This is a genomic window from Isoptericola sp. NPDC060257 (assembly GCF_042726645.1).
Lineage (GTDB): Bacteria > Actinomycetota > Actinomycetes > Actinomycetales > Cellulomonadaceae > Isoptericola > Isoptericola nanjingensis.
On record NZ_JBHXAW010000052.1, the window covers coordinates 1 to 19,671 of the forward strand.

Sequence of the window (19,671 nt, forward strand, 5' to 3'; positions counted from 1 at the left end):
GGGTACGCGACGAGGGGCGGGCCCGGCAGCAGCCGGACCCGCCCCTCGGGCGGTGCGCTGACTCAGTTGAGGCGGTTGCCCGTCGCGGCCGAGAAGAGGTGCGACTGGCCCGGCTTGATCGTCACGTGGATCGTGTCGCCCTTCATGGGGACGTTGCGCGGGTCGATGCGCACGATCACCTGGTTGTCGCCGGCGCCCGAGCGGACCTCGGCCTCCTCTGCGGCGGGGCCGACGAGCGTGCCGTAGACGAAGGCGTCCGAGCCGAGCTCCTCGACGAGGTTGACGGCCACGGGCATCGCGTTGTCGGTGCCGTCCGAGACCACCTCGAGCGCCTCGGGGCGGAAGCCGATGGTGATCTTGCCGCCGTCGGCGTCGGTGAGCTGCTCCACGGTCGACCGCTCCAGCGGCACCCGTGCGGCACCCACGTGCGCGATGCCGTTGTCGACCTTGAAGGTGGCGATGTTCATCGCCGGCGAGCCGATGAAGCCCGCGACGAAGACGTTGGCCGGGGTGTCGTACATCTCGCGCGGCGTGCCGACCTGCTGGAGGAGGCCGCCCTTGAGCACCGCGATGCGGTCGCCCATGGTGAGCGCCTCGGTCTGGTCGTGCGTCACGTAGACGGTCGTGACGCCGAGGCGGCGCTGCAGCGACGCGATCTGCGTACGGGTCTGGACGCGGAGCTTGGCGTCGAGGTTCGACAGCGGCTCGTCCATGAGGAACACCTGCGGCTGGCGCACGATCGCGCGACCCATGGCGACACGCTGGCGCTGACCACCGGAGAGCGCCTTGGGCTTGCGGTCGAGGTACTCGGTGAGGTCGAGGATCTTGGCGGCCTCCTCGACACGCTGGCGGATCTCGGCCTTGGGGGTGCCGGCGATCTTCAGCGCGAAGCCCATGTTGTCCGCCACCGACATGTGCGGGTACAGCGCGTAGTTCTGGAACACCATCGCGATGTCGCGGTCCTTCGGCTGGACGTCCGTGACGTCGCGGTCGCCGATGAGGATGCTGCCGCCGTTCACGTCCTCCAGGCCGGCGAGCATGCGCAGCGAGGTGGACTTGCCGCAGCCCGAGGGGCCGACCAGGACGAGGAACTCGCCGTCCTCGACGTGCAGGTTGAGCTGGTCGACGGCGGGGCGCTCAGTGCCCGGGTAGATGCGCGTCGCGTGGTCGAAGGTGACCGTAGCCATGGTTGCAATCCCTCCACCGGCAGGTACGTGCCGGACGATCCGTTGTGGGTGGGTGCCGTTGCTTTCACGCTGGCGTGTCGGCGGTGACACATTCTGTTGTCGTGCGCCCCGTGCCTCGGCCGGACGGCCTCGGATCGGTGCGCCGGGATGATCGTACATGCCCCGGGCGTGAGTTCTGACACAGCCCAGGTCAGCGCCTCGCGGGCGCTCGGAAAGGGCTGTCCGTCACCCCTCGAGCGCGTCCGCGAGGCGCTCGAGGAGGGCGGCGAGGGCGTCCGCGTCGGCGACGCGCTCGGTCGCGAGCGTCGGCCCGGCGCCCACCTTGACCCCGAGGTCGTCCGGCCCGAGCACCTCGAACGCCGCCTCGTCGGTGGTGTCGTCGCCGGCGTACAGCACGAGCCCGCGGAGCCGGTCGTCGCCCTCCTCCAGCTCCTCGCGCAGCCGCTCGACGGCGACTCCCTTGGAGGTGGGGACGACGGCGATCTCGACCACGTCCTTGCCGTGCATCGCGTGCAGGCCGAGCCGGGCGGCCACCGCGTCGGCGTCGGCCGCGGCCGCGCGGGCGTCGTCCGGCCCGCTGAGCCGGGTGTGCAGGACGGCGGCGCTCGGTTTGTCCTGCACCCACGCGCCGCGCCGCCCGTCCACGGCGTCCTGCAACCCCTCGCGCAGCCGCTCCAGGGTGTCGGCCTGCGCCTCGGTGAGGCGCAGCGGCACGGCGTCGACGCCGTGGGCGGCGACGCGTCCGGTCTCCGCGCCGTGGCTCCCGACCAGGTACGTGCCCGCCGGTGCCGCCGACCGGTCGGCGAGGTCCGTGAGGTTGCGGCCCGAGACGAGGGCGAGGCGCAGCTCGTCGCCCCCGGGCGGCGCCTGCCGCGCCGCGAGCGCGGCGAGCCGGTCCACGGCCGCGCGCGCGGCGGGCGTCATCGTCGAGGCCGAGGGGTCGTCGACGAGGGGCGCGAGCGTCCCGTCGAAGTCGAGCGCGACGAGCCGCGCGACCCGCGGCGTCGCCCGGTCGGGCCGGCCGGCGAACGCGAGCACCGCGGCCACGGCCGCCTCGTCCCCGCCCGGCACGGGCCCGCTCACCCGCCGCCCGGTCTCCTGCTGCCCGGTCTCCTGCTGCCCGGACACCCGAGGCCCGTTCACCCGCGGCTCGACCGGGCCGGCATGGCCGTGAGCACGCCGAGGAACGTCTCGGACCACTTCGCGACGTCGTCGGCCATCACCTTGCGGCGCAGCCGGCGCATCCGCCGCCGCTGCTCGCGCGCGGGCATGTGCGCCGCCGCGACGATGGTGTCCTTCATCCCGTCGATGTCGTGCGGGTTGACCAGCAGCGGGCCGGGGGCCAGCTCGTCGGCGGCGCCCGTGAACTCGCTCAGCACCAGCACCCCCTGCTCGTCCGAGCGCGCCGCGATGTACTCCTTCGCCACGAGGTTCATGCCGTCGCGCAACGACGTGACGAGCATGACGTCGGCTGCGAGGTACAGGGCGGCCATCTCGTCGGGCGGGTAGGAGTGGTGGAGGTAGTGGATCGCGGAGTGCCCGAGCTCGCCGAACTCGCCGTTGATGCGGCCCACGAGCCCCTCGACGTGCTCGCGCAGGTCCTGGTAGGCCCCGACGTTCTCGCGGCTCGGGCTCGCGACCTGCACCAGCGTGCAGTGCTCGACGTCGAGCCGGCCGTCCTGCAGCAGCTCGCCGTACGCCTTGATGCGGTGCCGGATGCCCTTGGTGTAGTCCAGGCGGTCGACGCCCAGCATCATCACCTTCGGGTCGCCCAGGTCGGCGCGGATCTCCTTCGCGCGGGCCTGCACCTCGGGCTCGCGGGCGAGCGCGTCGAAGTGGTGGGAGTCGATCGAGATGGGGAACGCGGCGGCGCGCACGTGCCGGGCGGGGCGTCCGTCCTCCTCCGCGACCGTGATGATCGGCCCGCGCGTGGTGTGCTTCGTGAGCCGCCGCACCGAGCGCACGAAGTTCGAGGCGTCGCCGCCGCGCTGGAAGCCGATGAGGTCCGCGCCCAGCAGGCCCTCGACGATCTGCGTGCGCCACGGCAGCTGCTGGAACAGCTCCACCGCGGGGAACGGGATGTGGTCGAAGAACCCGATGCGCAGGTCGGGGCGCAGCTCGCGGAGCATCTTCGGCACCAGCTGGAGCTGGTAGTCGTGCACCCAGACGACCGCGTTCTCCGCCGCCTGCGCGGCCGCGGCCTCGGCGAACCGGCGGTTGACGCGGCGGTAGGCGTCCCACCACTGCCGGTGGTAGGTCGGGGGCGAGATGACGTCGTGGTACAGCGGCCAGAGGGTGTCGTTGGAGAACCCCTCGTAGTACCGCTCGATCTCCGCCCTGCTGAGCGTGACGGGCACCAGCAGCATGTCGTCGGCCTCGAAGGGCTCGTGCTCGAGGTCGGGGGCGCCGGACCAGCCGACCCACGCGCCGTCCGCCTCCCGCATGACCGGCTCGAGGGCCGTGACGAGCCCACCGGGCGAGCGGTGCCAGTCCACCTCGCCGTCGGCGTCGACCGTGAAGTCGACCGGGAGCCGGTTGGCGACGACGACGAGGTCGTACCCGTCGCCCTTCCGACGATGGCTGCTTGACGAACCGTTGCCTGTCAAGGGACCTCTCTCCACGCGTTCTGCCAGGAATCCATCAAAGACTCCGGAGGGCTTCGGAAAAGGACGACGTCCTCCCCGGACAGGGTACCGACGCGGCCGCGGGCTCGCCCCGGCGCGGCGCGACGTCTCCCGAACCGCCCCGGCGGCAGCGGGGCGCACGGGCGCTCCCGCCCTGCCCGCGACCTGCGCACGACCCGGCGGTGACCTGTCGCGGACCCGCGCGGCACGGCGCGCCCCGGGAGGTCCGGCCCGATACGGTGTGCCCCATGGGTGAGGTCGACGCGATGCAGGTCCCGGGGCGCAACCCCGTGCCCGGCCCGCCGTCGGCCACGCGCGACGGCGGCGAAGACGGCAGCGGGCAGCACGGGAGCAACCAGGACGGCGCGGCGCGCGGCGGCACGTCCTCGGACCACCCGCCGCGCGTCTCCCGGACCCGGGACGGCGGCCTCGCCGAGGGTGCGGAGGTCGGCGGGTACACGGTCGTACGTCCGCTCGGGAGCGGCGCGATGGGCGCCGTCTACGAGGCGGTCGACGGCGGCGGCGGCCGCGTGGCGCTCAAGGTGCTGCACGCGCACGTCGACGCCGACCCCGCCGGGCGCGAGCGGCTCCGGCGCGAGGCCGCGGCGCTGCAGCGGCTCCGGCACCCCGCCGTCGCGCAGGTGCTCGACGCCGAGCTGGAGGGCGCGTACGCGTTCGTCGTGACGGAGCTGGTGGACGGCGTCACCCTCGAGGAGGAGGTGGACGAGCGCGGCCCGCTCGACGCCGCCGACGTCTTCTCCCTCGCCGACCAGCTCGCCGCCGCCCTGGAGGCCGTGCACGACGCGGGCGTGGTGCACCGCGACCTCAAGCCCTCGAACGTGATGATCACCGCGCAGGGCCCGGTGCTCATCGACTTCGGCATCGCGCAGGGGCCCGGCGACACCCGGACCACGTCCGCGGGGTTCGTCATGGGCACCCCCGGCTACATCGCGCCCGAGCTGCTCGACGGCGGCGCGCCCGTCGCGGAGACCGACTGGTGGAGCTGGGCCGCCCTGCTGTCGTTCGCCGCCACCGGCCGCTCGCCGTTCGGCGTCCGTCCCACCGAGCTGGTGCTGCGCCGCTCCCGGGAGGGGAGGCCGGACCTGCACGGCGTGCCGCCCCGCACGGCGCGGGCGCTCGCGGGGGCGCTCCAGGCCGACCCGGCGCTCCGCTGGGGGCCCACCGAGGTGGCGCGGGCCCTGCGCCGGGACCTCGACGACGCCCTGGGCGGCGCGCCCGACCCTTGGGCCTCGCCGGACGCCACGCAGCGCATCGCGCAGTCCACCGAGTCGCAGGCGGCCGCGACCCAGCGGGTGGGGCTGCCGACGCAGGTCGTCGCGGCCGCCGCGGCCCCGGCGTCGTACCCCCCGACCGGTGCCGTCCCCCTCGCCCCTGGCAGCGCGCCGGGCGCGCCGCCGCCCCCGCCGCCCGTCGCGCCGGACCGCCCGACCACGTCCGCCCCCGCCACGCCGGCCGACGCCGACGACCCGACGCAGACGATGACCGCCCTGGAGCGCGACCGGCTGCAGGCGCAGGACGGCGCCACGCGTGCCATCCCGGTCGGCGACGTCCGCTACAAGGGCTACGACCAGCTGGTCGAGGAGCTGCCGCCCGAGCCCCCCGGCCCGTACGAGCGTCCGGTGCACCGACGGCGCACCGGGACGGCCGTCGCCGTCGCGCTGCCGCTCGTCGCCCTCGCGGCCACCCGCCCGCTCATCGGGTTCGGCGCGCTCGTCGCGCTCGTCCTCGTGTGCCGCGCCGTCGCGACGTCGGGCGACCGGCTGCACACGCGGCGCGAGCACAAGGGCGTCCGCCGCTCCGACGGGTTCGTCGGCACGCTGCTGTTCCCCTGGCACGCGCTCCTCGGCGTGCTCGGGTCGATCCCCGCGGTGCTGGTCGGCGCGTGCGCCGGGCTGCTGACGCTGCTGGCCGGCTGGTGGCTGTTCGGCGCGGGCCACCTCATCGTGCTGCCCCGCGACGACCTGGAGGCGCGCTCCCAGGGCGGGATGAACGAGGGCATCGTGTTCAACGGCGTCCTGGCGGGGGTGATGGTCGTCGCGCTCCTGGCCACGTGGTTCGGGCCGGCGGGCGGCACCGCGCGCGAGGGCGGCCGCATCATCCTCGGGAAGATCGCCCCGGGCCGCGTCGGCGCCGCCGTCCTCGTGGCCGTCTGCCTGGTGCTCACGGTGATCCTCGTCGCACCCGTGCTCTCCGACCCGACGATCGAGTGGTGGCCCATCAGCGGGCCCCCCGATCTCCTCTGACTCCTCGCGCTCGTCGTCGGTCGGCCCGGCAGGACATTCCCGGCGAACGTCCAGGTGCCGCGGGTAGGCTTCGCCCCGTCCGGCGCTGCCGCGCCGCCCCGCCCTCCCGAGATCCTCGAGGACACGATGTCGACGAAGAACCCGAACATGACGAAGGCGCAGCGCCGTGACGCGGCGCGCGCCGAGGCGCTCGCCCTGCGCGAGAAGGAGCAGCAGCGCGACCGGCGCAACCGGATCATCACCCTGTCCGTGCTCGGCGTCGCGCTCGTCGCGCTCGGTGTCGTGGTCTGGATGATCCTGCAGCAGGGCGCGAAGAACAACGTCGAGGACGTCCCCCTGGCGGAGGTCACGATGCCCTCGACGGCGCAGGACGACGGCGGCATCCCTGTCGGCGCGGACGACGCGGCCGGCACGACCAACGACGACGCGCCCGTCATCGACGTCTACCTCGACTACATGTGCCCCGTGTGCGGCCAGTTCGAGCAGACCAACGCCGGCGACATCGACGAGATGGTCGCGGGCGGCGACGCGACCGTCGTCTACCACCCCGTGTCGATCCTCGACCGGCTGTCCGCCGGCACCGACTACTCGACGCGCGCCGCCTCGGCCGCGGCCTACGTCGCCGACAAGGCCCCCGAGGCGTTCCCGGCGTTCCACGCGGCGCTGTTCACCAACCAGCCCGCAGAGAACACCGAGGGGCTGTCGGACGAGCAGCTCGCGTCGTACGCCGAGGAGGCGGGGGCGTCGGCCGACGTCGCGACCGCCATCGAGGACGGCACCGCCCGCCAGACGTTCGGCCAGTACGTCCACTCGGCGACGCAGGAGGCGACCTCCGACGAGGCGCTGCAGAACCCGCAGTCGGGCTCGTTCGGCACGCCGACCGTCCTCGTCGACGGCGAGGTCTTCGGCGACTGGGGCACCCAGGGCGCCCTGGGCCAGGCCGTCACCGCGGCCGCCGGCAGCTGACCGCCGCGCGGCACGGCCTCCCCGTCCCGGTAGGCTGTGCCGCGCTCCCGCCGCCTTAGCTCAGCTGGTAGAGCTCCCGTCTTGTAAACGGAAGGTCGTCGGTTCGAATCCGACAGGCGGCTCCACACCCTCTCGACGCGCGCCGACGCCCCGAGGTCATCCGGTCCGCGCGGCGCGTCGGTGGCGGCGGCGCCGCGCCAGCTCGCGGGACGACTCGACGACGACGATCGGCCCGAGCGCGAGGCAGATCAGCGCCGCGGCGGAGAACAGCGACTCCCACCATCCCCAGCCCGGCACGCCCACCTGGCGTACGCGGCCGGGTCCCGCGGGTCACCGCACGGCCGGAGCCCCGACCCCTACTCGTCCGCCGCGGGCGGCCAGGCCGTGGGCGCGCCCCACTTGGGCGCGCGGCCGTCGCCGCTGGACGTGTGCTTGATCCGGCGCTGCACCCAGGGCACGACGTGCGTGCGCGCCCACAGCGCGTTGGCGCGGGCCCGCTCGACGAACGCCTGCGGCGGCAGGGGGTCGAGCGCGACGGCGTAGTCGGGGTCGACCGGCGCCTGGCCGAGGCCGACGAGCGCGGCGTCGGCGACGCGGCGGTGCCCCTCGGGGGTGAGGTGGATGCGGTCGTCGGCCCACATGCGCAGGTCGAACAGGGGGTCGAGGCCCCACAGGTCCAGCACGTGCGCCCCGTGCTTGCGCGCGATGGTCCAGATGTTCGCGTTGTACTGGCCCACGCGGCCGCGGGTCCAGCTCAGCCCGGCGCCCGCCTTGAAGCCCGTGCCGAGGAGGACGTCGGCGCCCGTCGCGCGGATCGCCGCCACGCCCTGCTCCAGGCGGGCCGAGAGCACGTCGATGTCGGCCTGCGGGCGCAGGATGTCGTTGCCTCCGCCGACGAACGACACCAGGTCGGGCTGCATCGCCAGCGCGACGTCGACCTGCTCGTCCAGGATGTGGCGCAGCAGCCGGCCGCGGATGGCGAGGTTCGCGTACGCCAGGGCGGGCTCGCCGGCGGTGGTGCGGCGGGTGGACAGCGCGCCGGCGAGGCGGTCCGCCCAGCCGCGCTGCTTCGCCGCCGACTCCGTTCCTCCCGGGGCGGGGGAGCCGTCGTCGTAGGGGTACGGGTCCCACAGGCCCTCGCTGAACGAGTCGCCGATCGCGACGTAGCGCGTCCACGGGGGGACGGAGGTGGGGGCGGCGCCAGGGGTCGTGCCGTCAGGGGTCGGGGTGGAGTCCTGCGTGGTCACGTCCGCCATTGTGCTCCTCGGGCGGCGGTGGGCGCTCGGGGCGACGACGCCGGACCGGCCCTCGCGGTCGGACCGGCGTCAGGCGAGGCGCCAGTCCACCGGCGTCCCGCCCTGCGCCTCGAGCAGCGCGTTGACGCGGGAGAACGGTCGGGAGCCGAAGAAGCCGCGGTACGCGGACAGCGGGCTGGGGTGCGCGCTCTCGACCGTCGGGACGTGGCCGAGCCACGGCTTGAGCGACGCGGCGTCGCGCCCCCACAGGATCGCGACGAGCGGGCCGCCGCGGGCCACGAGCGCCTTGATCGCGGCCTCCGTGACCTGCTCCCACCCCTTGCCGCGGTGCGACGCCGGGGTACCGGGCCGCACGGTCAGCACGCGGTTGAGCAGCATGACGCCCTGGTCGGCCCAGGGGCGCAGGTCGCCGTTCGACGGCGTCGGCACACCGACGTCCTCGGCGAGCTCGGTGTAGATGTTCACCAGCGACCTGGGCACCGGTCGCACCTGCGGCTGCACGGAGAACGACAGGCCCATGGGGTGCCCGGGCGTGGGGTACGGGTCCTGCCCGACGACGAGCACGCGCACATCGGCGAGCGGTCGGGAGAACGCCGCGAAGATGTCCGGCCCCTCGGGCAGGTACGTGCGCCCCGCGGCGACCTCGGCGCGCAGGAAGTCGCCCATCGCGTGGATCTGCGGCTCGACGTCGGCCAGTGCGGCGGCCCAGTCGGGCGCCATGACCTGGTCGAGCGGCGGCCGCTCCTGCGTCGTCGTGCCGGGGCCGGTCGTCGTCGGGGTGTCCACGCCGCGACGCTAGCGCACCCGCCCGGCGAGCTGTCAGGGCCACGGGCACGGGAAGATGCGTGTGGCCCTGACAGGTCGCGGGATCGCGGCGCGCGGGGCGACGTCGTCGGGACCGGCGCGCGGACGCGCCATACTGGGACGCCATGAGCGAGATCCTGGTCCAGGAGGTCCAGCCGGACCCGGAGGCGTCGGGCACGACGGCGACCGAGTCGTCCGCGGCATCGACCGCGACGTCGTCGGACGGCGACCTCTCCGACCGCGACCGCGAGATCCTCGCCTTCGAGCGGCAGTGGTGGAAGTACGCCGGGGCGAAGGAGCAGGCGGTGCGCGAGCTGTTCGGGCTGTCGGCGACGCGCTACTACCAGGTGCTGAACGCCCTCATCGACTCGCCGGCGGCGCTCGCCCACGACCCCATGCTCGTCAAGCGGCTGCGCCGGATGCGGTCCACGCGCCAGCGGGCCCGCTCCGCGCGGCGCCTCTCCGACGGCCAGAGCTGACGACGCGCCCGTGACCCGGGCGGACCGGCAGGCCAGGGGCTCACTGGGAGCGGTCTGGACGGGCGGACGCCCGGAACGGCTACCCTGTCCGCCGTGAGCAAGAGCCATTACCCCTACCCGCCCGACGAGTTCGACGTCCGCGGGCCCGAGGGCACGCCGGTCGGTGTGCATCGTGAGCCGCGCAGCGGGTGGAGCTCGGTGTGGCCGTTCCTGCTGATCGTCGTCGTGTGCGGCGGGCTCGCGGTCGGCATCGTCTCCTTCCTGTCGGACGACGGCGACCCCGCGACGCCTCCCGCCGCCGAGCAGACCGCGGGAGCCGGCGCCGAGCCCGAGGCCTCCGCCTCCGCCGACGCCGAGGAGCCGCCGGCCGACGGCGAGGAGGGTGGCGACGCCTCGGAGGAGCCGACGGACGGCGAGTCGGAGGCGGCCACCGAGCTGCCCGGCGACCCGGCGGCGGCGAACCTCGAGGCGTCGGTCGTCGTCTACAACGACGGTGCGGGCCAGGGCCAGGCGGCGGCCGGTCAGGGCGTCCTCTCGAGCGACGGCGGGTTCGTCGACGTCGCGGCCACGGACGCGCCGGACACGCTGAAGGGCGTCTACGAGGAGACGACCGTCCTGTACGGCGCGGACCGCGCGGACACGGCCAGCGCCGTCGCCGAGGCGCTCGGCGTCGACCCGGCGAACGTGCAGGAGTCCGACGACGTCACGGCCAGCGAGCAGGCCGTCTGGGTGGTCCTCAAGTCGCCCGTGGGCTGACCGTCGTCGCACGTCCGGAATCTCGGATGCCGACATTCCGGACATCGGTGCTTCCCTTGCCGCGATCGCCGCTACTAGGCTCCCCCTCACCGTGGGGTGCCTGCCCTGCGGCCGAGTAGCACAAGGAGAGGTACATGGCCCAGGGCACCGTCAAGTGGTTCAACGCGGAGAAGGGGTTCGGGTTCATCACCCCGGCCGCGGGCGGGCAGGACCTGTTCGTCCACTACAGCGCCATCCAGACCGACGGGTACCGCACCCTGGACGAGGGCCAGGGCGTCGAGTTCGAGGTCGGCCAGGGACAGAAGGGTCCGCAGGCCGAGCAGGTCCGCCCGCTCTGACCACGCCGTCGACCCGCCGTCGACCGCGACAGGCCGGCACCGAGGACGCAGGGACGCGCCCGGGTGCCGGCCTTCGTCGTCCCCGGGTGCGGCACGCCCTCGGCGAACGTCTTGCACTCGCCACCCGAGAGTGCCAATAATGGCTTAGCACTCTCGGCCTGTGAGTGACAGCCGCCTCCCGGGGCGGCGTTCTCCTGGGCCGCGGGTGAAGCATTCGGGTCGTTCGGTGAGACCCTCCGCGTGCGCGTGACCTGAACGCCGCGGGGTGGGTCGTCCGTCGCGGGCGCCGGCCGGCCATCTCAGCCACCAGCGGAGGATCAGTCCCCATGGCCAAGATCATCGCGTTCGACGAGGAAGCTCGTCGGAGCATGGAGCGCGGGCTCAACCAGCTCGCCGACACCGTGAAGGTCACGCTCGGCCCCAAGGGCCGCAACGTCGTCCTGGACAAGAAGTGGGGCGCCCCCACGATCACCAACGACGGTGTCTCCATCGCCAAGGAGATCGAGCTCGACGACCCGTACGAGAAGATCGGCGCGGAGCTCGTCAAGGAGGTCGCCAAGAAGACGGACGACGTCGCGGGTGACGGCACCACCACCGCCACCGTGCTCGCCCAGGCGCTCGTGCGCGAGGGCCTGCGCGTCGTCGCCGCCGGCGCCAACCCGATCGCCGTCAAGCGCGGCATCGAGAAGGCCGTCGAGGCCGTCACCGAGCAGCTGCTCAACGCCGCGGTCGAGATCGAGACCAAGGACCAGATCGCCGCCACGGCCGCCATCTCGGCCGGCGACCCCTCCATCGGCGAGCTCATCGCCGAGGCCCTCGACAAGGTGGGCAAGGAGGGCGTGATCACGGTCGAGGAGTCGAACACGTTCGGCCTCGAGCTCGAGCTCACCGAGGGCATGCGCTTCGACAAGGGCTTCCTCGCCCGCTACTTCGAGACGGACCCGGAGCGCCAGGAGGCCGTCCTCGAGGACCCGTACGTCCTGATCGTCGAGTCGAAGATCTCGAACGTCAAGGACATGCTGCCGGTGCTCGACCAGGTCATGAAGGCCGGTCGCTCGCTGCTCATCATCGCCGAGGACGTCGAGGGCGAGGCCCTGGCCACCCTCGTGCTGAACAAGATCCGCGGCACCTTCAAGTCCGTCGCCGTCAAGGCCCCGGGCTTCGGCGACCGCCGCAAGGCCATGCTGCAGGACATCGCGATCCTCACCGGCGGCCAGGTCATCACCGAGACGGTGGGCCTCAAGCTGGAGAACGCGACCCTGGACCTGCTGGGCCAGGCGCGCAAGGTCGTCGTGACCAAGGACGAGACCACGATCGTCGAGGGTGCGGGCGACGCCGAGCTCATCTCGGGCCGCGTCAACCAGATCCGCTCCGAGATCGAGAAGTCGGACTCGGACTACGACCGCGAGAAGCTCCAGGAGCGTCTCGCCAAGCTGGCCGGCGGCGTGGCCGTCATCAAGGCCGGCGCGGCCACCGAGGTGGAGCTCAAGGAGCGCAAGCACCGCATCGAGGACGCCGTCCGCAACGCCAAGGCCGCGGTCGAGGAGGGCATCGTCGCCGGTGGTGGCGTCGCGCTGATCCAGGCCGGTGCCGCCGCGTTCCCGAAGCTGGAGCTCGAGGGCGACGAGGCGACCGGTGCGCAGATCGTCGCTGCGTCGATCTCGGCCCCGCTCAAGCAGATCGCGGTGAACGCCGGCCTCGAGGGCGGCGTCGTGGCGGAGAAGGTCAAGAACCTCCCCGCCGGCGAGGGCCTCAACGCCGCGACCGGCGTGTACGAGGACCTGCTGGCCGCGGGCGTCAACGACCCGGTCAAGGTCACGCGCTCCGCGCTGCAGAACGCCGCGTCGATCGCCGCGCTGTTCCTCACCACCGAGGCCGTCGTGGCCGACAAGCCGGAGCCGGCCTCGGCCGCGCCCGCCGGTGACGGTGGCATGGGCGGCATGGACTTCTGATCCGGAGTCCGGCCAGAGCCTGACGGTTCGACGACGGGCCCTCACCCTGCGGGGTGGGGGCCCGTCGTGCGTCCGGCGGTTGACACGGCGTCGTGGGTGCCCGGAGGATCCGGGTCGTGCACCGTGAACCTGGGGGCCGCGCATGATCGTCGCCCTGCACTCGGTCCTGCGGCCGGGCGCCGTCGACGGCTACCGCGTCGAGCACGCCGCCGTCCCCGCCGACCTCGACGCCGCGTTCGCCCGGGTGGGCATCCACGGGTGGACGATCTGGCGCTCGGGCGAGCGGCTCTTCCACGTCGTCGACTGCGACGACTTCGACGCCGCGATCGCCGCGCTCGACGACGACCCGGCCAACGTGGCCTGGCAGGCGTCGATCGGGCGCTGGGTCGAGGTGTTCCGCGACGCCGACGGCCAGGACGGGTTCGCGCCCCTGGAGCAGGTGTGGTCGCTCGCGGCCCAGCGCGCGGGGACCGCGCCGTGACGCCCGGACGCGGCTGAGGGCGCCCCGCACGACGCGGGACGCCCTCTCCGTCTCAGCGGGCCGCGAAGAGCCGCGTGGCCTGGGCCTCGGCGTCCGCGTAGGTGCGCGACGCCGACGACAGGGCCGCCGTCACGGCGTCGAGCGCCGCCTCGACCTGGGTCTGCGTGGCCTGCCACTGACCCATGACGCCCGCGAACTGGGTCGCCGCGCCGCCGTGCCAGCTGGACTGCAGGTCCTGCAGGTGCCGCATCATCGCCCCCACCTCGGAGCGGATCGCCGCCACGGAACCGTTCACCGCCGCGCTCGCCTGCGCGACCCGCTCGCTGTCGACCTCGTACCGCACGTGTCCTCCTTCGTCGCCGTGCCCCCTGGGGGGTTGCCGACGACGACGTTACGGAGCGTGCGGCGCGCGCGGACGCCGTCGTCCACAGGCTGTGGAGGACCGGGCCGGGGCAGGGTCAGGAGGCCGGCTTCTCCTCGAGCAGGCGCCGCTCCTTGAGCAGCCGGTGCAGCTCGCCGTCGAGGTTCTGCCGGGCCGCCTCCTCCCACGCCGCACCCATCGGGCTGAAGTACAGCGACGGGCGCTGCAGCAGCTTCGTGAGCACGCGGACGCGGGCGTCGAGGTAGTCGGGCAGCGGGATGTGCGAGTACTCCGCCCGCACGTTCGCCATGTACGCCTTGTAGCGCTGCGGCTCGGCCGCCAGCATCGCGAGGTCGGCGTCGTTGAGCACCGCCGAGTCGACGTCGTCAGGCAGCGGCTTGTGGCGGTCGATCGAGTCGACGAGCCGCGCGGTGCGCTCCACCGCGGCGTCCGGCAGGCCGAGCTGGGTGAGCTGCGTGCGCGCGAGGTTCGCGCTCACCGTGGTCTGCTCGCCGCCCTGGTTCGCCTGGGCGACCTTGCGCGTCGCGTCGAACACCGCGCCGTGGTACCACGCCGCGAGGCGCACCAGGTCGGGCTCGTGCGTCTCCTGGGACAGCTCGTCCACGCGGTGCAGGACGTCGGCCAGGTGGCGCAGGTTGTGGAAGTGCCGCTCCGGGGCGGACCACCGGTCGATGAGGTCCTCCCCGACAGAGCGGATCTCCGCGTCGTCGGCGGTCGCTCCCGCACCGTGACAGGTGCGGACGAACGCGGAGAGGAACCACTGGGGCGCGTCGGCGCTCATGACGCCCATCGCAATCAGACCTTCGGTCGTCGGACTCGGACTGTCCTCCTCCTCGTCAGACTACGACCGACGGGCGACATCGCACCGCGATCAGGGTGCCGGCCACGCCTGCTGGTCAGCCTTCCGGTCAGGCGGAGGAGGACGACGCGCCATCGTAGCCGTCCGCCGACGGGAGAAGAACTCGCACCGTCATCCCGCCGCCGGGCGTCTCGCTCACCGACACGTGGCCCTGGTGCGCGCCGACGATCGCCGCGACGATCGCCATCCCCAGGCCGGAGCCGCCGGACTCCCGGTTCCGCGACGAGTCGGCGCGGTAGAAGCGCTCGAACACGCGGCTCGACTGCTCCGGCGTGATGCCCGGGCCGTGGTCGCGCACCTCGACGACGGCGCCGCCGTCCGGCGACCGGCCCACCGCCAGCTCGGCCGGGGAGCCGGCCGGTGTGTGCCTCGCCACGTTCCCCACGAGGTTGGTCAGCACCTGGCGCAGCCGGTCGCCGTCGCCGGTGACGACGACGCCGGACGGCGCGGGCGCGCCCGGGGCGAGCCCGGTCACCGCGACCTCGCGCGTCGGGTCGAGGGCGTGCAGGTCCTGGGCCGCGTCGCGGGCCATCGCTCCGAGGTCCACGGGCTCGTGGCGCATCGGCCGGCCCTCGTCGAGCCGGGCGAGCACCAGGAGGTCGTTGACCAGCGTGCTCATGCGGCGTGCCGAGTCCTCGATGCGCCCCATGGTGTCGTCCACCTTGGCGGGCGTGTCGAGCGCGCCGAGCCGGTACAGCTCGCCGTAGCCCTTGACCGTGGCCAGCGGCGTGCGGAGCTCGTGGCTCGCGTCGGAGACGAACCGGCGCATGCGGCGTTCCGACTCCTCCTGGGCGGAGAACGCGCGCTCGATCTGCGCCAGCATCGTGTTCAGCGACGCAGAGAGCGAGCCCACCTCGGTCGACGTCGGGCGCTCGGGGACGCGCTGCGACAGGTCGCCCGCGGCGATCTCCGCCGCCGTCGCCTCGATCCGGCGCAGCGGCCGCAGCGACCGGTGCACCAGCAGGAAGGAGATCGCCCCGCCGAGGATGACGATGCCGAGCGCCGAGAACAGCAGCGAGCGCGTGAGGTAGGCGACCGTGTGCTGCACGTTCGCCAGGGGGTAGGCGACGTACGCGATCACCTGGTTCGTCGAGTCGGCGAGGGACGCGACCCGCCACTGCGTCGGCGTCGTGCCCCCCGACCCCTCGACGGTGAACGGATCGCCGTGCCGGTCGTGGACCTCGCTGTACGTCTCGACCGGGATGTCCGGGGTGCCGTACTTCTCGATGTTGGGGGTCCAGCCGATCGGGTCGCTGCTGACCTCGCCGGTCGCGTCCCGGAAGATCACGACGTAGTCGGTGGGCGGGCCGGAGGTGGGGGACTCCGACTGCCGCAGGGTGAGGTTCGCGACCCCCTGGGCGGACTGCCGCAGCTGCTGGTCCACCTGGTCGACCAGGTACGTCGAGACGACGGTGCGCGTCACGACCGCCGCGAGGACGAGGCCGGCGGCCAGCACGAGCACCGTGATCACGACGAGGCGGGTGAGCAGCGGCAGCCGCTCCAGCCACGTCCAGCGTCCGGTCCGGCCGGACGGCGTCGCGGCCGGCGGGTCGGTCGCGGACCGCGGGTCGGCGGGCAGGGCGCGGCCGTCCGCCGTCGTGCCGGTCACCGGCGGGGTGGGCGCGTCCGTCGTCCCCGGTGCGCCCGGCGTGGGCGCGCTCATCGCGGCGCCTGGGGCGCCCGCAGCAGGTAGCCGACGCCGCGCTTGGTGTGGATCAGCGGCGGCAGCGTGAGGTCGTCGCCGTCGGGGCCGGTGACGGTGAGGTTGTCGATCTTGCGGCGCAGGTAGGAGATGTAGGACTCGACGATGTTCGCGTCGCCGCCCCAGTCGTACTGCCACACGTGGTCGAGGATCTGCGCCTTGGAGAGCACGCGGCCGGCGTTGAGCATGAGGTAGCGCAGCAGCTTGAACTCGGTGGGGGACAGGTCGATCTCGACGCCGGCGCGGCGGACCTCGTGCGAGTCCTCGTCGAGCTCCAGGTCGCCGACGCGCAGGACGGCGTCGTCCTCGGGCTCGCCCGCGTGCGTGCGACGGAGCACCGCGCGGATGCGCGCCACGACCTCCTCCAGGCTGAACGGCTTCGTCACGTAGTCGTCCCCGCCGACGGTGAGCCCCTGCACCTTGTCCTGCGTGTCGTCGCGGGCGGTGAGGAACAGCACGGGGGTGTGCCGGCCGGTGGAGCGCATGCGGCGGGTCACGGTGAAGCCGTCCATGTCGGGCAGCATCACGTCGAGCACGACGAGGTCGGGCTCGACGTCGCGGACGAGCTGCAGCGCCCCGTTCCCGTCACCGGCGGCGTGGACCTCGAACCCGGCGAAACGCAGGGACGTGGACAGCAGCTCGCGGATGTTGGGCTCGTCGTCCACGACGACGAGGCGTGCCTCGGGTGCGCTCATGTCCTCAGTGTGCGACCGGGGTCTGAGCGTTGCCTGGGAAGGGGCTCGGACGGTGCTGGTGCCGTCAGGTCCAGCGCCAGACCTTCGCCGGGCGCCCGCGCCCACCGTGCGCCAGGCCGGCCTCCACGAGGCCGGGGAGCCGCGCCAGGTCGCGGTTCAGGTTGCCACGGTGCACGCGGCCCGTGAGCTGCTCCGTGATCGCGACGGCGTCGGTGGCGGTGAGCTCGGGCCCCGTCAGCGCGCGCGTGAGGCCCAGGTCGCGCCAGAGCATTCCGGCGACGAGCTCGCGGCTCGTCGCCAGGATCTGGTCGTGGTCGAACGCGAGGTGCGGGGCGTCGTCGACCGGGAACCACGGCCCCCCGGGCGCGGGCGCGTCGAAGGGGGAGTAGGCCGCCCACATGGCGACGGACAGGGACGGTCCGCGAGGGTCGCGGGTCGGCTCGTCGAACGTCCGCAGCTGGCCGAGCGCCCCCGGCGCCGACGGCACGGCCACCTTGTCGAGGGCCCGGGCCGCGGCGTCCGCAAGGCGCTCCCCGCTGTGCACGACGACCCCCGGGAGGGCGATCTCGCCGCGGTACGGGTCCTGCGGGCGCTCGGGGGCGGCGAACAGGACGCGTCGGGCGGCCCGGTCGTAGGTCAGGGCGACCACGTCGACGGAGACGACGCTGAAGATGTCGGGCGGGGTCATGCGGATCATGCTGCCCTGCTCGCGGGCCCGTCCCCGACACGCGGCGAGCGGTCGGTGCGGCGCGGGCCGTCCGCCGTCAGGACGACGGGGGCCCCGACGGCCTCCTCGACGAGCCGGAGGACGGCGGCGGGGTCGTCGGGCAGCGGGGCGAGGTCGGGGAGGGCGCACGCCGCCGCCGCGGTGAGCCGCTCGGCGTGGGCGAGGTCCGGGTGCGCGGCGAACGCGAGCGGCTGCCGGTCCCCGTCCCACGAGCCGGCGACCCGGAGCGGGGTCCCCGCGGCCGCGGCGGCGGCGATCGCGTCGAGATGGCTGACGGCGACCCCGTCGACGCGCCCCGCGACCCGCGAGGCGTAGCGCAGGGCGGGCAGGTCGAGGTGCCCCGTGCGCCACCCGCCCTGGTAGCGGCCCTCCCGGTTGTCCGGCTCGGGCAGGACCAGGCCGGCGTCCTCGGTCGGCATGGGGCCCGCGCCGTGCCGCGTCGAGTAGGTCCGGGTCAGCCCGAGCACGAACGGGCGGTGTCCGGCGGCCTCGAGCTCGCGGACCAGGTGGCGGGGCGTCACCGTCGACCAGGTGGTGTGCGGGTGGAAGCCGTGGCACTCGTCGAGGAGCAGGCCCTGGCTGCCCTCGAAGATCACCGTGCCCGCGCCGAGCGCGTCCGCGAGCCGGCGGTCGACGCCGTCGGCGATCTCGACGTCGGCGGCGATCGCGCACAGCAGCGACGCCATCTCCGACACGGACGGGTGCGCCACGTCGCCGTCGTCGACCGACTCGAGCAGGGGAGCGGCGTACCGGGCGAGCGCGTCGAGCGCGGCGACCGTGCGACGCCGGTCGCGCAGGGTCGCGAGCGTCGGGGCGGGGCCGGGCGGGGCGGCGGCCGGGGCGATGAAGTTCCCGACGGCGTCGCCGGCCCGCGCGCGGGCGCGCACGGCGAGGTCGTAGGCCACGGTCTCGCCGATGCCGAGGCCCGTCGAGCCGTGCCGGCCAGAGCCGCGCGCGAGCTCCCGCGCCCGGTTCATGGCCGCGTGGACCGGCGTCGTGACGAGGCACCGGGCGTCGGCGACGACCAGGCCGAGGGGGTCGTGGACGCCCTGACCCTCGAGCGCGTGCGCCTCGGCCGCGAGCAGCACCGGGTCGACGAGCATCGGCGCGCGCAGCACGGTGCGCAGGTCCAGGAAGCTGCCCGACCCGAACTGCCGGAACGTGTGGTGCCGGGCGCCGTGCCGGACGTTGTGGGCGGCCTGGCCGCCGCCGGACCACCGCACCACGGCGACGGCGTCGGGCACGCCGGCCGCGAGGTGGTCGACCGTCGCGCCCTTCGACTCGTCGCCGTACCCGAGTCCCACGACGACGATGGCCTGCCGTGGTGCGGTGGTCAGCATCATGGGGTCCTTCCTAGAGGTCGGCGGGAAGGAGGCCGCCGGTGGCGGCGTCGCGGCCGGTCGTGGCGAGGCCGGCCAGGGCCTTGCCGACCGCGGCGGCGCCGGTCGACCCGATCGTGCCCAGGTCGGCCAGGCCCTCCTCGAGGGTGATGGCGTCCTCCATCATGCCGACCGTCAGCGCGATGAGGTCGCACACCGCGTCGGGGTCGTCGAGCTTGAGGAACCGCTCGCCGAGGAGGTCGCGCCAGTGCTCCTCGAGCCAGGGGGCGTCGTAGTAGGCGGTGAGGTTCGGGACCACGAAGTAGACGTGGAACTTCTCCTCCAGCCGGCGGTACACCTCGCGCACGTCGAGGTCGCGGAACGCCCGGTCGCCGACGAACTTCCTGATCGAGCTCGCGAAGAGCCGGTCCTTGTTGGCCTCGTCCCCGATGAGGAAGCAGTAGCCCTTGCGGCCGCGCCTCTCGAGCGAGTCCAGCCGCGCCCGCGTCGCGAGGAAGTGGGCGGCCAGGGCGTAGCCCTCCTTGCCGTCGCCGCCGCCCCCGCGCTCGAGGTAGATGTCCCGGAGCTGGGCGTCGATGCGGTTGTCCGACTCGAACTGCCCGACCTGGAGGGGCACGGCGTCGAACACGTCGTCCCCGATCGCGCCAACGAGGATCTGCGGGTCCTGTGCGTACCCGCCGCGCGTGAGGAGGCCGAGCAGGTCGGGCAGCCGCCGCTGGAGGGTCATGGGGACCTGCCCCATCGAGCCGGTGACGTCGAACAGGACCGCGATCGGGGTCGAGCGCGGGTGCTCGGCGCTGTCGCGGGCCTCGCGGGCCGTGGCGCCGAACGCCTCGAGGTCGGGGGCCGCCGTGCGCTG

At 74.0% G+C, this 19,671-nt stretch carries 20 protein-coding genes and 1 tRNA gene; 8 read left to right on the forward strand and 13 right to left on the reverse strand.

The window, feature by feature from the left end; translation table 11 throughout:
* Positions 1-62 precede the first annotated feature (62 nt).
* From ACFWEK_RS06580 to ACFWEK_RS06590, 3 genes are all read right to left on the reverse strand, one after another.
* Positions 63-1,187 (reverse strand): ABC transporter ATP-binding protein, encoded by a 1,125-nt coding sequence (locus ACFWEK_RS06580; RefSeq protein ID WP_430547885.1) that lies wholly within the window; start codon positions 1,185-1,187, stop codon positions 63-65.
* A 225-nt stretch (positions 1,188-1,412) separates the two neighbouring features.
* Positions 1,413-2,315: a trehalose-phosphatase gene (otsB, locus tag ACFWEK_RS06585; RefSeq protein WP_430547886.1), complete on the reverse strand. Its 903-nt coding sequence runs from the start codon at positions 2,313-2,315 to the stop codon at positions 1,413-1,415.
* An 11-nt stretch (positions 2,316-2,326) separates the two neighbouring features.
* A complete protein-coding gene (locus ACFWEK_RS06590) occupies positions 2,327-3,793 on the reverse strand; it encodes a trehalose-6-phosphate synthase (protein ID WP_430547887.1) in 1,467 nt (488 codons plus the stop codon).
* 266 nt (positions 3,794-4,059) lie between these two features.
* Here ACFWEK_RS06590 and ACFWEK_RS06595 point away from each other — a divergent pair, with 266 nt between their 5' ends.
* The 3 genes from ACFWEK_RS06595 (at position 4,060) to ACFWEK_RS06605 (ending at position 7,166) form a co-directional block, all read left to right on the forward strand.
* Positions 4,060-6,075: a serine/threonine-protein kinase gene (locus ACFWEK_RS06595; RefSeq protein ID WP_430553520.1), complete on the forward strand. Its 2,016-nt coding sequence runs from the start codon at positions 4,060-4,062 to the stop codon at positions 6,073-6,075.
* 147 nt (positions 6,076-6,222) lie between these two features.
* Positions 6,223-7,041, forward strand: coding sequence for a DsbA family protein (locus tag ACFWEK_RS06600; RefSeq protein WP_430547889.1), 819 nt, complete (start codon positions 6,223-6,225; stop codon positions 7,039-7,041).
* A gap of 49 nt (positions 7,042-7,090) precedes the next feature.
* Positions 7,091-7,166, forward strand: a tRNA-Thr gene (locus ACFWEK_RS06605).
* Positions 7,167-7,197: 31 nt separating this feature from the next.
* On the opposite strand, the gene ACFWEK_RS06610 is transcribed toward ACFWEK_RS06605, so the two are convergent.
* The 3 genes from ACFWEK_RS06610 to ACFWEK_RS06620 form a co-directional block, all read right to left on the reverse strand.
* Entirely contained in the window at positions 7,198-7,338 is a 141-nt protein-coding gene (locus ACFWEK_RS06610) for a hypothetical protein (RefSeq protein ID WP_430553521.1), read from the reverse strand.
* Positions 7,339-7,397: 59 nt separating this feature from the next.
* Positions 7,398-8,297 carry an SGNH/GDSL hydrolase family protein gene (locus ACFWEK_RS06615; RefSeq protein ID WP_430553522.1) on the reverse strand — a complete coding sequence of 300 codons (900 nt, stop codon included), beginning with the start codon at positions 8,295-8,297 and terminating at the stop codon, positions 7,398-7,400.
* 69 nt (positions 8,298-8,366) lie between these two features.
* Entirely contained in the window at positions 8,367-9,017 is a 651-nt protein-coding gene (locus ACFWEK_RS06620) for a uracil-DNA glycosylase (protein ID WP_430547955.1), read from the reverse strand.
* A 209-nt stretch (positions 9,018-9,226) separates the two neighbouring features.
* Between ACFWEK_RS06620 and ACFWEK_RS06625 the strand changes: the two genes are divergently transcribed.
* From ACFWEK_RS06625 to ACFWEK_RS06645, 5 genes are all read left to right on the forward strand, one after another.
* Complete coding sequence (locus ACFWEK_RS06625) at positions 9,227-9,580, forward strand: DUF3263 domain-containing protein (RefSeq protein WP_430547892.1); 354 nt, start codon at positions 9,227-9,229, stop codon at positions 9,578-9,580.
* Positions 9,581-9,673: 93 nt separating this feature from the next.
* Entirely contained in the window at positions 9,674-10,336 is a 663-nt protein-coding gene (locus ACFWEK_RS06630) for a LytR C-terminal domain-containing protein (protein WP_430553523.1), read from the forward strand.
* A 134-nt stretch (positions 10,337-10,470) separates the two neighbouring features.
* On the forward strand, positions 10,471-10,674 hold the full coding sequence (locus tag ACFWEK_RS06635) for a cold-shock protein (protein WP_429764307.1): 204 nt from the start codon (positions 10,471-10,473) through the stop codon (positions 10,672-10,674).
* A 326-nt stretch (positions 10,675-11,000) separates the two neighbouring features.
* Positions 11,001-12,626, forward strand: coding sequence for a chaperonin GroEL (gene groL, locus ACFWEK_RS06640; RefSeq protein WP_430547894.1), 1,626 nt, complete (start codon positions 11,001-11,003; stop codon positions 12,624-12,626).
* A gap of 142 nt (positions 12,627-12,768) precedes the next feature.
* Positions 12,769-13,107, forward strand: coding sequence for an L-rhamnose mutarotase (locus tag ACFWEK_RS06645; protein ID WP_430553524.1), 339 nt, complete (start codon positions 12,769-12,771; stop codon positions 13,105-13,107).
* Positions 13,108-13,159: 52 nt separating this feature from the next.
* Here the strand turns inward: ACFWEK_RS06645 and ACFWEK_RS06650 are convergent, their stop codons facing one another.
* The 7 genes from ACFWEK_RS06650 to ACFWEK_RS06680 all read right to left on the reverse strand — a co-directional run.
* Positions 13,160-13,450, reverse strand: a complete 291-nt coding sequence (locus ACFWEK_RS06650; RefSeq protein ID WP_429733705.1) for a WXG100 family type VII secretion target — start codon at positions 13,448-13,450, stop codon at positions 13,160-13,162.
* Positions 13,451-13,565: 115 nt separating this feature from the next.
* A complete protein-coding gene (locus tag ACFWEK_RS06655; RefSeq protein ID WP_429764311.1) occupies positions 13,566-14,270 on the reverse strand; it encodes an HD domain-containing protein in 705 nt (234 codons plus the stop codon).
* A 127-nt stretch (positions 14,271-14,397) separates the two neighbouring features.
* Positions 14,398-16,011, reverse strand: a complete 1,614-nt coding sequence (locus ACFWEK_RS06660) for a sensor histidine kinase (RefSeq protein WP_430553525.1) — start codon at positions 16,009-16,011, stop codon at positions 14,398-14,400.
* Positions 16,008-16,745 carry a response regulator transcription factor gene (locus ACFWEK_RS06665; protein ID WP_429764313.1) on the reverse strand — a complete coding sequence of 246 codons (738 nt, stop codon included), beginning with the start codon at positions 16,743-16,745 and terminating at the stop codon, positions 16,008-16,010. Before ACFWEK_RS06665 ends, ACFWEK_RS06660 begins: the two co-directional genes overlap by 4 nt.
* Positions 16,746-16,809: 64 nt before the next feature.
* Positions 16,810-17,433 carry an NUDIX hydrolase gene (locus tag ACFWEK_RS06670; RefSeq protein WP_430553526.1) on the reverse strand — a complete coding sequence of 208 codons (624 nt, stop codon included), beginning with the start codon at positions 17,431-17,433 and terminating at the stop codon, positions 16,810-16,812.
* Positions 17,434-17,438: 5 nt separating this feature from the next.
* Positions 17,439-18,815, reverse strand: coding sequence for an adenylosuccinate synthetase (locus ACFWEK_RS06675; RefSeq protein ID WP_430553527.1), 1,377 nt, complete (start codon positions 18,813-18,815; stop codon positions 17,439-17,441).
* Positions 18,816-18,825: 10 nt separating this feature from the next.
* On the reverse strand, positions 18,826-19,671 hold an 846-nt coding region (locus ACFWEK_RS06680; RefSeq protein WP_430553528.1), incomplete at its 5' end, for a hypothetical protein.

Excerpts from the sequence above, each read along its gene's own strand:
- ACFWEK_RS06580 (WP_430547885.1), bottom strand. The coding sequence starts at position 1,187 with ATGGCTACGGTCACCTTCGACCACGCGACGCGCATCTACCCGGGCACT.
- ACFWEK_RS06595 (WP_430553520.1), top strand. The coding sequence starts at position 4,060 with ATGGGTGAGGTCGACGCGATGCAGGTCCCGGGGCGCAACCCCGTGCCC.
- ACFWEK_RS06600 (WP_430547889.1), top strand. The coding sequence starts at position 6,223 with ATGACGAAGGCGCAGCGCCGTGACGCGGCGCGCGCCGAGGCGCTCGCC.
- ACFWEK_RS06615 (WP_430553522.1), bottom strand. The coding sequence starts at position 8,297 with ATGGCGGACGTGACCACGCAGGACTCCACCCCGACCCCTGACGGCACG.
- ACFWEK_RS06620 (WP_430547955.1), bottom strand. The coding sequence starts at position 9,017 with ATGGCGCCCGACTGGGCCGCCGCACTGGCCGACGTCGAGCCGCAGATC.
- ACFWEK_RS06625 (WP_430547892.1), top strand. The coding sequence starts at position 9,227 with ATGAGCGAGATCCTGGTCCAGGAGGTCCAGCCGGACCCGGAGGCGTCG.
- ACFWEK_RS06635 (WP_429764307.1), top strand. The coding sequence starts at position 10,471 with ATGGCCCAGGGCACCGTCAAGTGGTTCAACGCGGAGAAGGGGTTCGGG.
- groL (WP_430547894.1), top strand. The coding sequence starts at position 11,001 with ATGGCCAAGATCATCGCGTTCGACGAGGAAGCTCGTCGGAGCATGGAG.
- ACFWEK_RS06645 (WP_430553524.1), top strand. The coding sequence starts at position 12,769 with ATGATCGTCGCCCTGCACTCGGTCCTGCGGCCGGGCGCCGTCGACGGC.
- ACFWEK_RS06655 (WP_429764311.1), bottom strand. The coding sequence starts at position 14,270 with ATGAGCGCCGACGCGCCCCAGTGGTTCCTCTCCGCGTTCGTCCGCACC.
- ACFWEK_RS06660 (WP_430553525.1), bottom strand. The coding sequence starts at position 16,011 with ATGAGCGCGCCCACGCCGGGCGCACCGGGGACGACGGACGCGCCCACC.
- ACFWEK_RS06665 (WP_429764313.1), bottom strand. The coding sequence starts at position 16,745 with ATGAGCGCACCCGAGGCACGCCTCGTCGTCGTGGACGACGAGCCCAAC.
- ACFWEK_RS06670 (WP_430553526.1), bottom strand. The coding sequence starts at position 17,433 with ATGACCCCGCCCGACATCTTCAGCGTCGTCTCCGTCGACGTGGTCGCC.
- ACFWEK_RS06675 (WP_430553527.1), bottom strand. The coding sequence starts at position 18,815 with ATGATGCTGACCACCGCACCACGGCAGGCCATCGTCGTCGTGGGACTC.